Origin of the sequence: Streptomyces sp. NPDC002133 (genome assembly GCF_040296405.1) — a bacterium.
Classification (GTDB): Bacteria; Actinomycetota; Actinomycetes; order Streptomycetales; family Streptomycetaceae; genus Streptomyces.
Genome location: NZ_JBEOXF010000027.1, coordinates 1 through 15,124 on the forward strand (window position 1 = coordinate 1; position 15,124 = coordinate 15,124).

Here is a 15,124-nt window from a genome sequence, read left to right on the forward strand (position 1 = left end):
TGGCCGACCACGCCGCCCAGCGGCCGGGCGAGCTGTCCGGCGGGCAGCAGCAGCGCGTCGCCATCGCCCGCGCGCTCGCCAACAGGCCCGCCCTGTTGATCGCCGACGAACCGACCGGCCAACTGGACGCCGAGACCGGCCTCGCGGTGATGGAACTGCTGCGCGCCGTGGTCCACGGCGAAGGCGTGACCGCCCTGGTAGCCACGCACGACGCCCAGCTGCTCGGCCTCGCCGACCGGGTGCTCGAACTGAGCGACGGCGAGATCACCGAGCAGTAGGAGCGCCGAGCGGTCGTACGCGGATCACGGAGAGCACCGACGCGCATCAGAATCGCGTCAATACGTCCCTGAGCAGCGCATCCTGTCCGAATTGCCCGATTCAAGGGTTGTAGCTTCAAGAGGCGTCCGCAGCGGACGCAGCAGCCGCCGCACGGCGGTGACTCAAGGACAATGGGGCCCATGGGACGCGGCAAGCTACGGATCTACCTCGGGGCGGCACCGGGCGTCGGCAAGACGTACTCGATGCTTTCCGAGGCACACCGTCGCATCGAACGCGGCACCGACTGCGTGGTCGGCTTCGTGGAGCACCACGACCGGCCGCGGACCGAGGTCATGCTGCACGGCCTGGAGCAGATCCCGCGCCGGACGCTGGAGTACCGCGGCACCACTTTCACGGAGATGGACGTCGACGCGGTGCTTGGGCGCCGTCCCGCCGTCGCCCTGGTGGACGAGTTGCCGCACACGAACGTGCCGGGTTCGCGCAACGCCAAGCGCTGGCAGGACGTCGAGGAGCTCCTCGCGGCCGGCATCGACGTCGTCTCGACCGTCAACATCCAGCACCTGGAGTCGCTCGGCGATGTCGTCGAGTCGATAACGGGCGTGCGGCAGCGGGAGACGGTGCCCGACGAGGTCGTGCGCCGTGCCGACCAGATCGAACTGGTCGACATGTCCCCGCAGGCGGTGCGCCGCCGCATGGCGCACGGCAACATCTACAAGCCGGACAAGGTCGATGCGGCCCTGTCCAACTACTTCCGGCCCGGGAACCTCACCGCTCTGCGCGAGCTGGCCCTGCTCTGGGTCGCCGACCGCGTCGACGAGTACCTCCAGCAGTACCGCGGCGAACACAACATCCGCTCCACCTGGCAGGCCCGCGAGCGCATCGTCGTCGGACTCACCGGCGGCCCCGAGGGACGCACCCTCATCCGCCGTGCCGCCCGGCTCGCGGAGAAGGGCGCCGGTGGCGAGGTGCTCGCCGTCTACATCGCCCGCAGCGACGGCCTGACGTCCGCCTCCCCGAAGGAGCTGGCGGTCCAGCGCACCCTGGTCGAGGATCTCGGCGGGACCTTCCACCACGTCATCGGCGACGATGTGCCCACGGCGCTGCTGGACTTCGCCCGGGGCGTCAACGCCACCCAGATCGTGCTCGGCGCCAGCCGCCGCCGCACGTGGCAGTACGCGTTCGGGCCCGGCGTCAGCGCGACCGTCGCCCGTGAGTCGGGGCCCGACCTGGACGTCCACATCGTCACTCACGGCGAGGTGGGCCGAGGCAGGGGCCTTCCCGTCGCCCGCGGTGCCCGGCTCGGCCGCTCCCGGATCCTCGGGGGCTGGTTCGTCGGCGTCGTGGGGCCCGCCCTGCTCACGCTGATGCTGGCCCACATCGACGCGGACCTCGGCCTTGCCAACGACATGCTGCTGTTCCTGTCGCTGACCGTGGCCGCGGCGCTGCTCGGCGGGCTGTTCCCGGCCCTGGCATCGGCCGCGTTCGGATCCCTGCTGCTGAACTACTACTTCACGCCACCGATCCATCGGCTGACGATCGCCGATCCGAGAAACATCGTGGCCATCGCGGTCTTCGTGGGTGTGGCGATCTCGGTCGCCTGGGTGGTCGACATCGCGGCCCGGCGCACCCATCAGGCCGCTAGGCTGCGCGCCGAGTCGGAGGTGCTGTCGTTCCTGGCCGGCAGCGTGCTGCGCGGGGAGACGAGCCTGGAGGCATTGCTGGAGCGGGTGCGCGAGACGTTCGGCATGGAGTCGGTGGCCCTGCTGGAGCGTTCGAGCGACGTGGATCCCTGGGTGTGCGCGGGCAGTGTGGGACCCGCTCCCGTCGACCGTCCCGAGGACGCCGATGTCGACATGCCCGTCGGTGACCACCTGGCGCTGGCGCTGACCGGGCGGGTGCTGCCCGCCGAGGACCGCCGCGTGCTCGGCGCCTTCGCGGCCCAGGCCGTCGTCGTCCTCGACCGCCAGCGCCTGGTCGGCGAGGCCGAGGAGGCCCGCAAGCTCGCCGAGGGCAACAAGATCCGTACGTCCCTGCTCGCGGCCGTCAGCCACGATCTGCGCACCCCGCTCGCGGCCATCAAGGCCGCGGTCAGCTCGCTCCGCTCCGACGACGTCGAGTGGTCCGAGGAGGATCAGGCCGAGCTCCTCGAGAGCATCGAGGCGGGCGCGGACCGGCTCGACAACCTGGTCGGCAACCTGCTCGACATGTCCCGTCTCCAGACCGGCACCGTCATGCCGGTGATCCGCGAGATCGACCTCGACGAGGTCGTCCCCATGGCGCTCGTCGGCGTGCCCGACGACGCGGTCGAGCCGGACATCCCGGAGACGCTGCCCATCGTGCGCGTCGACAAGGGACTGCTGGAGCGGGCCGTGGCCAACGTCGTCGAGAACGCCGTCAAGTACAGCCCCGACGCGACACCCGTCGTGGTGTCCGCCAGTGCGATCGCGGACCGTGTCGAGCTACGGGTCGTGGACCGCGGCATCGGCGTCCCGGACGAGGCGAAGGAGCGGATCTTCGAGCCCTTCCAGCGGTACGGCGACGTTCCGCACGGCTCCGGCGTCGGACTCGGCCTCGCCGTCGCCCGCGGCTTCGTCGAGGCGATGGGCGGCACACTGACTGCCGAGGACACTCCCGGCGGCGGGCTGACCATGGTCCTCACCCTCCAGGCAGCGCCCGGATTCGCTCCGGCCGGCCAGGAAGTCCCCGTCCCGGTCACCCGTTGATCCGACCCCCTGCCCACCGGCCCCCGGCCACCCGACCCACGGACGAGAGATGAAAGGAAGGCACTCATGACCCGAGTGCTCGTCGTCGACGACGAGCCGCAGATCGTACGCGCCCTCGTGATCAACCTGAAGGCGCGCAAGTACGAAGTCGATGCGGCCCCCGACGGGACGACCGCGCTGCAGCTCGCCGCTGCACGCCATCCCGATGTCGTCGTCCTCGACCTCGGCCTGCCGGACATGGACGGCGTCGAGGTGATCAAGGGCCTGCGCGGCTGGACCCGCGTACCGATCCTGGTGCTCTCCGCCCGGCACACCTCCGACGAGAAGGTCGAGGCACTGGACGCGGGTGCCGACGACTACGTGACCAAGCCGTTCGGGATGGACGAACTGCTGGCCAGGCTGCGCGCGGCGGTGCGCAGGGCCGAGCCTGCGGGTAGCGACGACGAGATCGTCCTCGTCGAGACGGAGGGCTTCACCGTCGACCTCGCCGCGAAGAAGGTCAACCGGGACGGCAAGGACGTACGCCTCACGCCGACCGAATGGCACCTGCTCGAGGTGCTGGTCCGCAACACGGGCCGGCTCGTCAGCCAGAAGCAGCTGCTCCAGGAGGTCTGGGGGCCCTCGTACGGCACCGAGACCAACTACCTGCGGGTCTACATGGCCCAGCTGCGCCGCAAGCTGGAGGCGGACCCCTCGCACCCGAAGCACTTCGTCACCGAGCCGGGCATGGGATACCGCTTCGAGCGCTGAGTGCGGCGTCGGGACGAGGCGTCGGCGAAAGTCGCAGGTGCCGCACCTCATGCCCGACCGGCACGTGCTCGGCACTTGACCGGGGCCCAGTGGTACCCCGGTACGCTTTCTGTATGAGTGCTGCGCCCCGATCCGAGAAGGCCGAGAGGCCGGCGAGCCGTTTCCGCCGGATGCTCGACCGCCTGTCCAGCTCCCAGGAGGATCTCGAGTCCGAGGAGCTCCAGGAGGATTCGCACGCGTCGGGTTGCACGCCGATCTCCGACTGCGGCGACCGCCAGATAGTCAAGGTGACTGGTACCTTGCGCACGGTCACCCTGCGACCCAGGGCCGGAGTGCCGGCCCTGGAGGCGGAGCTGTTCGACGGTTCCGCCGCCCTGGACGTGGTGTGGCTGGGCCGGCGCTCGATCGTGGGCATAGAGCCGGGCCGCAAGATGATCGCCTCGGGCCGGATCGCCATGAGTCACGGCCGGCGAGTGCTGTTCAATCCCAAATACGAGCTCCGACCGCTCGGACAGGAGTAGCCGGTGACGTCTCTCGACAAGCCGACCGCGCAGGAACAGGAAAACGGCGGCCACCACGACGGCAAGGCCGTCACGGAGGCGGCCCTGTTCGAGGCCTTCGGCGGCATCAGGGGCACGGTGGAGACGGTCCTGCCCGGACTGCTCTTCGTCACGATCTTCACGATCAACAAGGACCTGCACATCTCGGCGATCGCGGCACTCGCCCTCTCGCTGCTGCTCGTCGCCGTACGGCTGATCCGCAGGGACACCGTGAAGCACGCATTCAGCGGGGTCTTCGGGGTCGCCTTCGGTGTCGTCTTCGCGATGATGACCGGCAACGCGAAGGACTTCTATCTGCCGGGCATGCTGTACACGCTGGGCCTGGCCCTCGCGTACATCATCACGACGCTCGCGGGCGTCCCGCTGATCGGGCTGATCCTCGGCCCGGTCTTCAAGGAGAACCTCTCCTGGCGCACCCGTAACCCCGGCCGCAAGAAGGCCTACGCCAAGGCCAGCTGGGCCTGGGGCCTGATCCTCCTCGCCAAGTGCGCGATCCTCTTCCCTCTCTACTGGTGGGCGGACACCACCCAGCTCGGCTGGGTCCTCGTCACCCTCAAGATCCCGCCGTTCCTCCTCGCGGTGTATCTGACCTGGGTCTTCCTCGCGAAGGCGCCGCCGCCGATCGATGTCTTCGCGGAGATGGAGGCGAAGGAGCGCGAGGAGGAGGCCCGCAAGGCCGCGGCCGCGCGCGAGCCGGAGGCGTAGGGGCTTTCGGCCCCTCCTCGCCGTCATCGCCCGTCCTCGGCCCTTCCTGCATCGAGGGCCCTCCTGCATCGAGGGCTCTGCCAGGAATCCCTTACTCCCTGTGCCGTGGCGGGCGGCGGACGCCCGCACTACGGCCGGTGGGCCCGGCCCCACTTCGATCCCGTCCGGCGACGGGCGGGGTACGCCGGTGAAGCCAGGACTCAGGGCCCGGGACCGCACGGTCCCGGGCCCTTCCCGTGCTCATGCCGCGGGCCCCACCGTCACACGGCGGGGCCCGGGGAACCGTGTCGGTCCCCCGGGCCCCGGCCCGTGCGTGACGAGCGTCAGCTCGTCGTCGTGTCCTCGCGGCGCACCGAGAGCAGATCCTCCAGCTGCTCCTCCCGCGCCTGGGCCGCGACGAAGAGCAGTTCGTCCCCCGGCTCCAGCGTCTCCTCCGCGTGCGGAGTCAGCACACGCGGCCCGCGGATGATCGTCACGAGCGACGTGTCCTCCGGCCAGGCCACGTCCCCGACCTGCGTCCCCGCCAGCGCCGACTCCGGCGGCAGCGTCAGCTCGACCAGGTTCGCGTCACCGTGGCTGAAGCGCAGCAGCCGGACCAGGTCGCCGACGCTCACCGCCTCCTCGACCAGGGCGGACATCAGACGCGGAGTGGACACCGCGACGTCGACGCCCCAGGACTCGTTGAAGAGCCACTCGTTCTTGGGGTTGTTCACCCGGGCGACCACACGCGGCACGCCGTACTCGGTCTTCGCCAGCAGCGACACGACCAGGTTCACCTTGTCGTCACCGGTCGCCGCGATCACGACGTGGCAGCGCTGCAGCGCCGCCTCGTCCAGCGACGTGATCTCGCAGGCGTCGGCCAGGAGCCACTCCGCCTGAGGCACCCGCTCCACCGAGATGGCGGTGGGCGCCTTGTCGATCAGGAGCACCTCGTGCCCGTTCTCCAGCAGCTCTCCCGCGATGGAACGCCCCACCGCGCCGGCCCCTGCAATCGCGACCCGCATCAGTGACCGCCCTCCTCGGGACCCTGGGCGAACGCCGCCTCGACTTTCTCGATCTCGTCCGTACGCATCATCACGTGGACCAGATCGCCTTCCTGCAGCACCGTCTGCGACGTCGGCAGCACCGCCTCGCCGAGCCGGGTGAGGAACGCGACGCGCACGCCCGTCTCGTCCTGCAGCTTGCTCACCTTGTGGCCGATCCAGGCCGGGGACGTGTGCACCTCGGCCAGCTGCACGCCACCACTCGGGTCCCGCCACAGCGGCTCGGCCCCGGACGGCAGGAGCCGCCGCAGCATCTGGTCGGCGGTCCACCGGACCGTGGCGACGGTCGGGATGCCGAGGCGCTGGTACACCTCGGCGCGCCGCGGATCGTAGATCCGGGCGGCCACGTTCTCGATGCCGAACATCTCGCGCGCGACCCGCGCGGCGATGATGTTCGAGTTGTCGCCGCTGCTCACCGCGGCGAACGCGCCGGCCTCCTCGATCCCCGCCTCGCGCAGCGTGTCCTGGTCGAAGCCGACACCGGTGACGCGGCGGCCCCCGAAGCCGGAGCCGAGCCGACGGAAGGCCGTGGGGTCCTGATCGACGACGGCGACCGTGTGCCCCTGCTGCTCGAGGGTCTGCGCAAGTGCCGCTCCCACTCGCCCGCAGCCCATGATGACGATGTGCACCTACTTACCCCGCAGTCCTGGTCATCCCGCTGACCTGCGCAAACACCCTGGTGACTCTTTTCTCTCGGCTCTGCCGGGCAACGACGGGGCCATCGGCGTGCGGTGGTTGCCCTTGACGAGCTTATGACGCGGCACCGGGGTTGCCCTCATCCGAGGTACCCATGGCGCTGCACACTGCACGGGTCCGCGATACGGAACGTGACGTGGGCCCAGGAATGGGTGGCTCTGTGTGTGCGTTCGTAGCCGCAACGTGGCGACAACGTGTGTTTCGGTACCAGAAGGCACAGCGGGTGGGCGCGATCAATATGAAGCCCTTACGATCCTCTGCGTGTCCAAACTGACCGACATTCCCAAACGGATCCTGATCGGCAGGGCGCTGCGCAGCGACAGGCTCGGAGAAACACTCCTGCCGAAGCGCATCGCACTCCCCGTCTTCGCCTCCGACCCGCTGTCCTCGGTGGCGTACGCCCCGGGAGAAGTCCTGCTGGTCCTCTCGATCGCGGGTGTGTCGGCGTACCACTTCAGTCCCTGGATCGCGGTCGCCGTCGTGGTCCTGATGTTCACCGTCGTCGCCTCGTACCGGCAGAACGTCCATGCGTACCCCAGCGGCGGCGGCGACTACGAGGTGGCGAACACCAACCTCGGCCCCAAGGCCGGCCTCACCGTCGCCAGCGCGCTGCTCGTCGACTACGTCCTGACCGTCGCCGTGTCGATCTCCTCCGGCGTGGAGAACCTCGGCTCCGCGATCCCCTTCGTCGTCGAGCACAAGGTGCTGAGCGCCATCGTCATCATCGTGCTGCTCACGCTGATGAACCTGCGGGGCGTGAAGGAGTCGGGGAAGCTCTTCGCCATCCCGACCTACGTGTTCGTCGTCGGCGTCTTCACCATGATCGCGTGGGGCGCCTTCCAGAGCCTCGTCCTCGACGACACCATGCGGGCCCCGACCGCCGGCTTCGAGATCAAGGCCGAGGAGCAGGGGCTCGCCGGCTTCGCGCTCGTCTTCCTGCTGCTGCGCGCCTTCTCCTCCGGCTGTGCCGCGCTCACCGGCGTCGAGGCCATCAGCAACGGCGTCCCCGCCTTCCGCAAGCCCAAGAGCAAGAACGCCGCGACCACGCTGCTCCTCATGGGCGGCCTGGCCGTCACCATGTTCTGCGGCATCATCGGGCTCGCCATGGCCACCGACGTCAAGATGGCCGAGAACCCCGCACACGACCTGCTCAGCAACGGCACTCCGGTCGGCTCCGACTACGTCCAGGACCCGGTGATCTCGCAGGTCGCGGCCGCCGTCTTCGGTGACGGAACGTTCTTCTTCATCGTGCTCGCCGCGGCCACGGCCCTGGTCCTCTTCCTGGCCGCGAACACCGCGTACAACGGCTTCCCGCTGCTCGGCTCGATCCTCGCCCAGGACCGCTACCTGCCGCGCCAGCTGCACACCCGCGGCGACCGGCTCGCCTTCTCCAACGGCATCGTGCTGCTCGCCGGCGCGGCCATCCTGCTGGTCTGGGTGTACGGCGCCGACTCCACCAAGCTGATCCAGCTCTACATCGTCGGCGTCTTCGTCTCCTTCACGCTCAGCCAGACCGGCATGGTCCGGCACTGGAACCGGCATCTGCGGACCGAGCGCGACCCCGCCAAGCGCCGCCACATGGTCCGCTCGCGGGCGATCAACGCCTTCGGCGCCTTCTTCACCGGCCTGGTGCTGGTCGTCGTGCTGGTCACCAAGTTCACGCACGGTGCGTGGGTCGCCCTGCTCGGCATGGTGATCTTCTACGGGACGATGACGGCGATCCGCAAGCACTACGACCGGGTCGCCGAGGAGATCTCCGCCCCCGACGAGCCGACCGACGACACCGTGCGCCCCTCCCGGGTCCACTCCATCGTGCTCGTCTCCAGGCTCCACCGGCCGACCCTGCGCGCCCTCTCCTACGCACAGCTGATGCGCTCCGACAGGCTGGAGGCGCTCAGCATCGACGTCGACCCGGCGGAGACCAAGGCGCTCAAGGAGGAGTGGGAGCGGCGCGGCATCAACGTACCGCTGAAGATCCTCCACTCGCCGTACCGCGAGATCACCCGCCCGATCATCGATTACGTGAAGGGCCTGCGGCGCGAGAGCCCGCGCGACGCCGTCAGCGTGATCATCCCCGAGTACGTGGTCGGCCGCTGGTGGGAGCATCTGCTCCACAACCAGAGCGCCCTGCGCCTGAAGGGCCGTTTGCTGTTCACGCCGGGCGTCATGGTGACCTCGGTGCCCTACCAGCTGCAGTCCTCCGAACTCGCGAAGGCGCGGGCGAAGAAGCGGCAGGACTGGAACGCACCGGGCTCGGTGCGCCGCGGCCCCGTGAACGAGCGGTCCAAGGAGGCCAGCGGCAAGGGCTGAGGCGCCCTCGCACCCACGTAGACTGGGGGGCTGTCGTCCGCACAGGGCGACGGCCCCCTCTCGTATCCCTGGAGCTGTCCCCGTCATGCAGAACGCACCTGAGTCTTCGCTCGTCGGGGAGGAGTACGAGGTCGAGGTCGGCCCCGTCGCACACGGCGGTCACTGCATCGCCCGCACCGAGGAAGGGCGGGTGCTCTTCGTGCGGCACGCGCTGCCCGGTGAGAAGGTCGTCGCCCGGATCACCGAGGGCGAGGAGGGCTCCCGCTATCTGCGCGCCGACGCCGTACGCGTCCTGGAGGCGTCCAAGGACCGCGTCGAGGCGCCCTGCCCGTACGCCGGCCCCGGCAAGTGCGGCGGCTGCGACTGGCAGCACGCCAAGCCGGGCGCCCAGCGCCGCTTCAAGGGCGAGGTCATCACGGAGCAGCTGAAGCGGCTCGCGGGCCTGACCCCCGAGGAGGCCGGCTGGGACGGCACGGTCATGCCGGCGGAGGGCGACAAGCTGCCCGCGGGCGAGGTGCCTGCCTGGCGCACCCGTGTCCAGTACACCGTCGACGCCTCCGGGAGGGCCGGTCTGCGGCGCCACCGCTCCCACGAGGTCGAGCCCGTCGAACACTGCATGATCGCGGCCCCGGGCGTCACCGAACTCGGCATCGAGAAGCGCACCTGGGAGGGCATGGCGTCGATCGAGGCCATCGCCGCGACCGGCTCCGGCGACCGCCAGGTGATCCTCACCCCGCGCCCCGGCGCCCGGCTGCCGATCGTGGAGCTCGACAAGCCCGTCTCCGTTCTGCGGATCCACGAGAAGGACGGCAGCGTCCACCGCGTCCACGGCCGCCCCTTCGTCCGCGAGCGCGCCGACGACCGCACCTACCGCGTCGGCATGGGCGGCTTCTGGCAGGTCCACCCGAAGGCGGCCGAGACCCTCGTCCAGGCCGTCATGCAGGGACTGATGCCGCGCAAGGGCGACATGGCCCTCGACCTCTACTGCGGCGTGGGCCTCTTCGCGGGCGCCATCGGCCAGCGCGTCGGCGAGAAGGGCGCGGTCCTCGGCATCGAGTCCGGCAAGCGCGCCGTCGAGGACGCGCGCCACAACCTCCAGGACCTCCCGCGCGTCCGCATCGAACAGGGCAAGGTCGAATCCGTCCTCCCGCGCACCGGCATCACCGACGCCGACCTCGTCGTACTCGACCCGCCCCGCGCGGGCGCCGGCAAGCAGACGGTCGCGTACGTCTCGGGCCTCGGCGCCCGCCGCATCGCGTACGTCGCCTGCGACCCGGCGGCGCTGGCGCGGGACCTGGCGTACTTCCGGGAGAACGGGTACAAGCCTCGGACCCTGCGGGCGTTCGACCTGTTCCCGATGACGCATCACGTGGAGTGCGTGGCGATCCTTGAACCGGCCGCGAAGGGCTCCTGACCTGCGGTTTCGTGCGTGCGCATTATGTGCGTTGTGGGCGTTGCGGGCGATATCTTGACGCTGAAATGACGCTCGTGACGCTCAAATGACGCTCGTTCTGACGGGGCGTCACCTAGCTGATCGTGCAGGTCGTGCCAGGTGGAGGGCGCGTTCCTGCAGGCTGTCTTTGCAGGAAACTTGAAGGAAACTCGGCCGAGTTCCTGCATGCCGTAGTTCGGCGGGCCGGACGTTGGCGGAGCGGGCGCTCAATAGGTCGGTCCGTAAGGGCTCCAGTGCCCGAGGAAGGGCCTTAGGTCGTCGGCTCGCGGTTCGGGGACGTCGGACAACCGGGGTGGTGAGCTCAGCGGGTCGAGGCGCGCGACGGTGGTCGCTGCCCAGCTGATCCATGCTTCGGCGTCGGTTCTGGCCTGCCTCGGCGGCATGGCCTCGACTCGCGTGCGCACAACGCTCACGTACTCGGTCAACCGGGTGGCGTGGCGCCAAGCCGCTTCCTGCGCTTCGAAGTGCCTGATGCGGTACGCCTCCGCGTACCGGATGCGGGCTTCTTCCATGGCGGCTTCCCAGCGGATCCGCTTCTGGCGTGCCGCTTCGATCTCGTCCTGGCGTCTGCGTTCAGCGGCCTCGCCGCGGAGAGTGACCTCTTGGGCGATCTCGGCGAGCTGCTCTTCGACGGAGCGGCCGGGGGTGTCGGCCCATTCGCTCGCTCGGTGCGGCTGGCCGCCGCTGAGGACGAAGTGGAGCCGTTCGGACGGGGTGTAGTCGAAGCGGGGGATCCTGACCCAGGAGTCCTTCTTGGCCGCGGCGAGTTCCTTCTCGGTGGCGACGTGTTCGGTCCGGTCTTGCTCCTGGAGGACAAGGAACCCCACGGTCTGGCCCCGTGCGGTGATGGTGAAGTGGGGAGATGCCCTGCGGCGGCGATGAGACGGGGGAGCGAAGCCGGTCCGTCCGGCAAGGCTTCCAGCGGGCCCACGGTCGCTGCTGGGGAGTCGGGCAGGACGGCGCTCCGCTCGGCCTCGGCTGTGAGCCCCGCCCCTCTACTCATGCGTCACCGGAATCTCAGATTTACCTCAGAGACCAGGGGGAACCGTGTCTCCCGCTGATCGCGGTCTGTAGGTTCTGGACGTCAACGCGGTCGATGGAATGTTCGACTGACTCTGTTGGCCGCATACGGGAACGACCAAGCCCATTGGGGGGAAATGTGGCTCGGACGAAGCGCTCCACCGTACTCAGACGCGCCGTCGGCGCGAGCATGATAGCGATGGTGGCCATCGGCGCTGTGCCGACGACGGCGCAGGCACTCAACGCTGTCCGTACGTGGAACACTGTGCAGACTCCGCTGAAGGTCACCGGCTACGGCAGTACGGGGTACGCGTACGGAACCTGGCGGGTGGGAAACACCTCCAACGGGACCCGGTCCATCGCGAGCACCTACAGCAAGCTGTCGAATGCCGACGACCACAAGGTGTACGCCGAGCTGGGGACGCAGGTGAACGCGGGCTACTGCATCCAGGCGTCCAAGTACATGTCCTGCACGCAGAAGTACTGGGACCACGCCAGCGACGAGACCGACCACCACAGCAGCAAGTCGTACGTGGCCAAGTCCGCGTCGACGGGTGTGTCCGGTGATGCTGATTACGCCCGTGGCAAGGTGCGGGCACGTCTGGACATTCCGTGGCGTTCGGACCCGGCGACCGGCTGGTCCTACACCGACGGCGGCGACAAGTACTGATCCGACGTCAGGACGGCGGCTCTCCAGCACCGTGGAGCCGTACCTCCGACCGGTGCGGCCAACGGGCATTCGGCCCGGTGGCCGCACCGGTGGCCTGACATCACGCAGCTTCCTTCAGCCCACGCAGAGAGAGAACGGCACCGGTGAGTCAACATCGCCTCAGCTGTGAGGAACTGGTCAAAGACCACGGCGGAGGCTTCCAGTTGGGACCGCTGTCACTCGATCTGGCCGAGGGACTGACCTGTCTGGTCGGGCCCAACGGAGCTGGCAAATCGACGTTCTTCCGGCTCGCAGCAGGTATTGAGAAGCCGACCACAGGAACCATTGCCCTGCAGGCCGGAGACGGGGAGAAACTCGGCTACCTCCCGCAGGACCCGGACCTCCCGCGCGGCGCGACCTGCGAGGACTTCCTGCACTACGTGGCCTGGGTCCACAGGATTCCCGCGCAGCAGCGCTCCGAGACCGTCACCCGAGTCCTGGCGCATACCAATCTGGCCGATCGCCGGACAAGCAAGATCCGCACACTCTCGGGCGGTATGTCGAGGCGGCTTGGCATAGCCCAGGCTCTCATCCACGATCCTGCGCTACTGCTGCTGGACGAGCCCACTGTTGGACTCGACCCACGCCAGCGCATCGCCTTGCGCGAGACGATCGCATCGGCCGCCCGCGGCCGCATCGTCATCGTCTCCACTCATCTTGTGGAGGACATCCGCGGCCTCGCCGACCGCGTCATCGTCCTGAACGAGGGGGCGGTCATCTTCGACGGTGACGTACCGGCGCTGGAGGGGAAGGCCACCCCGGATGCCCCGGGCGACACAGACCTGGAGCGGGCCATCGCCACGCTGATGGGGGAGGCGGAGTGACCATGCGTTCGCTTCGGTACGCGTGCAGAACACTCGTCGGGCCCTGGCTGGTGCTGCCCGCTGCCGTACTCGAGGCGGTGAACTTCGCCCAGCGGGGCATGCCGTGGCGCGGCGAGGCGCTGTGGACCGTGGACTGGTTCGCCATCGCTCTGTTCATCATCGGACCGCTCCTTGCCGGCGCGGCCGCAGTCGATGCGGCCCGGCTGTCGAAGCCGGGCAACATCCACCTAGTCCTGGCGACCCGCCGGCCCTACCGGCCCTATCTGAGAGCCGCCATGTGGTGCGCCGGACCGGTCCTGGCCGTCCACCTCGTCACCATCGCCACCGGTCTGATCGTCAGCCGTGTTCACGGCTCCACACCATGGCTCGGCATCGCCTTGGCAGCCCTCGTCCAGGGCCTGGCGATCTGCTGGTACACCGCCATCGGCTCCGCGATCGGCCGTCTCGCCGGCCCACTCGTCGCCGGCGCAGTGGCATCCCTCGGCGCGTTCGCACTGATCTACCTGCTCGGCGAAGGCGGCAGCGACGGATTCAATCTCCTTGCGCTGGGCGGCGCCACCGTCTCCCGGCTGGGCTACGACTACGCCCCCGGCTACCTCGCCGCTCAAATCGTGGTATTCACCCTCACCGCCGCCCTCGTGCTGCTGCTGCCTCTGCATCAGCGCTCCGGACTGCGCCTGCCCACCCCTGCCGGTGCCCCCTGCGTGGCAATCGCCGCTGCGCTGGTCACGACCGGACCGTACATGCTGCCGGACGAGCGCTTCACAGCCGATGCCGCAGCACCGACCGACTGCACTCGCACAGCCCCGAAGGTCTGCCTCTACCCCGACCATCAGCGATTTCGCAGCCAGGTCGTCCAGCACGTGCAAACCCTCTCCCAGGCCGCCGACGCCGCCGGATACCGGTCCCTCGTTCCGCAGCGATTCGAAGAGCTGAGCCGTACCTACCGCATCAACGCTCCGAACACCATCGGCATGGAGATCCCCGCCGACGCCTACGCCACCGGCGAGGTCAGTCTTGAGGAAGTGGCCTCCGCCATGGTCCGCCCCCTGCACTGCGACCTCATGTACACCGAGCCCGGTCCGGGACCCAAGTACTGGGAGAGGGAGTTCTCCCTGTACGCCACCTTGCTGAACACAGCCGGCGTCAAGGTGAGAGAAGAGGAGTTCCCTGCATCACCCAGAATCCTTTCCCCCCAGGACGTCGACAAGATCATGCGGGACTACGGGACCTGCAATCTGGAGGGGACGTGACCAATGTCCCGCGATCTCTCCGCGCATGGGCAGGCGTACACTCCACTCGCCCGGCCCTGATCCTCTTTGCGGTCACCGGCGTGCTCTCCGTCCTGTGCGCCCGCGCGATGATCGACAGCATGGGCTTCCTGCTGTTCGACACCCCGGTGTCACTCCTCCTGCTGCTGCCGGTACTCGCGGGAATCGCCGTCGGGATCGGCTCCGACAACACCGCCCGGCTCCCCTTGCCGGAACACAGGCGTCTCATCCCCGCCCGCCTCGCCTGGCTGGCGTTCCTCGCCGTCCTCGCCGGCTCGGCGGTCAGCCTCGGCCAGCTCGCCGGTCCCGACATCACCTGGCAGCCGGGCGCACGCAACCTCATGCTGCACGCATCGCTCGCCGTTGCCACGGTCAGACTCCTCGGCCCGGCGATGGCCTGGCTTCCCCCGGTCACCTTGACTCTGGTCGCCATGCTTTTCGGCTATCCGCCCTCCGAGCCCGGCTACTACTGGTGGGCCATGATCATGGAAGAGACGGTCACGGTAACCCACTGGGGGGTGACCGCAACCGCCTTCACCCTGGCCGCCGCGCTCTACGCATTCGCTCCCGTCGCGCGAGGGCACGTCGGGCGCTTCAGCCGAACTCGTAGCCCCGCACCCGGCACCCGAGCTGAATGAGACCCCCAGGCCGCGCGAGGAACATGTGCGCGTGACCGGTGAATCCTACGAAAGGCCCCGTCATGCAGCAGGTATGGACCATCGCAGCCGCCCTGGTCATCGCGAACATTATCGGGTTCGGCGCAGCGCTGCTCTTCAAGAAA

General features: G+C 69.1%; 14 protein-coding genes. 11 read left to right on the plus strand and 3 right to left on the minus strand.

Annotated features, from left to right (window positions below; translation table 11 throughout):
- The 5 genes from ABT078_RS23795 to ABT078_RS23815 all read left to right on the plus strand — a co-directional run.
- The coding region (locus ABT078_RS23795) for an ATP-binding cassette domain-containing protein (RefSeq protein WP_351230903.1) at positions 1–278 on the plus strand (278 nt) is incomplete at its 5' end.
- 180 nt (positions 279–458) lie between these two features.
- On the plus strand, positions 459–3,002 hold the full coding sequence (locus ABT078_RS23800; RefSeq protein ID WP_351230905.1) for a DUF4118 domain-containing protein: 2,544 nt from the start codon (positions 459–461) through the stop codon (positions 3,000–3,002).
- Positions 3,003–3,068: 66 nt separating this feature from the next.
- Entirely contained in the window at positions 3,069–3,752 is a 684-nt protein-coding gene (locus ABT078_RS23805; RefSeq protein WP_351230907.1) for a response regulator, read from the plus strand.
- Positions 3,753–3,865: 113 nt separating this feature from the next.
- Entirely contained in the window at positions 3,866–4,273 is a 408-nt protein-coding gene (locus ABT078_RS23810; RefSeq protein ID WP_351230909.1) for an OB-fold nucleic acid binding domain-containing protein, read from the plus strand.
- 3 nt (positions 4,274–4,276) lie between these two features.
- Positions 4,277–5,017: a DUF3159 domain-containing protein gene (locus ABT078_RS23815; protein WP_351230911.1), complete on the plus strand. Its 741-nt coding sequence runs from the start codon at positions 4,277–4,279 to the stop codon at positions 5,015–5,017.
- 323 nt (positions 5,018–5,340) lie between these two features.
- Here ABT078_RS23815 and ABT078_RS23820 read toward each other — a convergent pair whose 3' ends face one another.
- Positions 5,341–6,021, minus strand: a complete 681-nt coding sequence (locus ABT078_RS23820) for a potassium channel family protein (RefSeq protein WP_351230913.1) — start codon at positions 6,019–6,021, stop codon at positions 5,341–5,343.
- Positions 6,021–6,689, minus strand: coding sequence for a potassium channel family protein (locus ABT078_RS23825; RefSeq protein ID WP_351230915.1), 669 nt, complete (start codon positions 6,687–6,689; stop codon positions 6,021–6,023). Before ABT078_RS23825 ends, ABT078_RS23820 begins: the two co-directional genes overlap by 1 nt.
- Positions 6,690–7,017: 328 nt before the next feature.
- On the opposite strand from ABT078_RS23825, the gene ABT078_RS23830 reads away from it, so the two are divergent.
- Both ABT078_RS23830 and ABT078_RS23835 read left to right on the plus strand, forming a co-directional pair.
- A complete protein-coding gene (locus ABT078_RS23830) occupies positions 7,018–9,066 on the plus strand; it encodes an APC family permease (protein ID WP_351230917.1) in 2,049 nt (682 codons plus the stop codon).
- An 85-nt stretch (positions 9,067–9,151) separates the two neighbouring features.
- Entirely contained in the window at positions 9,152–10,480 is a 1,329-nt protein-coding gene (locus tag ABT078_RS23835) for a class I SAM-dependent RNA methyltransferase (protein WP_351230919.1), read from the plus strand.
- A gap of 245 nt (positions 10,481–10,725) precedes the next feature.
- On the opposite strand, the gene ABT078_RS23840 is transcribed toward ABT078_RS23835, so the two are convergent.
- Complete coding sequence (locus ABT078_RS23840) at positions 10,726–11,346, minus strand: hypothetical protein (protein ID WP_351230921.1); 621 nt, start codon at positions 11,344–11,346, stop codon at positions 10,726–10,728.
- Between the two features lie 392 nt (positions 11,347–11,738).
- Between ABT078_RS23840 and ABT078_RS23845 the strand changes: the two genes are divergently transcribed.
- The 4 genes from ABT078_RS23845 to ABT078_RS23860 all read left to right on the plus strand — a co-directional run bounded on the left by ABT078_RS23845 (position 11,739) and on the right by ABT078_RS23860 (position 14,981).
- Positions 11,739–12,209, plus strand: a complete 471-nt coding sequence (locus tag ABT078_RS23845; RefSeq protein WP_351230923.1) for a hypothetical protein — start codon at positions 11,739–11,741, stop codon at positions 12,207–12,209.
- A 143-nt stretch (positions 12,210–12,352) separates the two neighbouring features.
- Positions 12,353–13,072, plus strand: a complete 720-nt coding sequence (locus tag ABT078_RS23850) for an ATP-binding cassette domain-containing protein (protein ID WP_351230925.1) — start codon at positions 12,353–12,355, stop codon at positions 13,070–13,072.
- A gap of 2 nt (positions 13,073–13,074) precedes the next feature.
- Positions 13,075–14,325 (plus strand): hypothetical protein, encoded by a 1,251-nt coding sequence (locus ABT078_RS23855; RefSeq protein ID WP_351230927.1) that lies wholly within the window; start codon positions 13,075–13,077, stop codon positions 14,323–14,325.
- An 80-nt stretch (positions 14,326–14,405) separates the two neighbouring features.
- Complete coding sequence (locus tag ABT078_RS23860; protein ID WP_351230929.1) at positions 14,406–14,981, plus strand: hypothetical protein; 576 nt, start codon at positions 14,406–14,408, stop codon at positions 14,979–14,981.
- Positions 14,982–15,124: the final 143 nt, after the last annotated feature.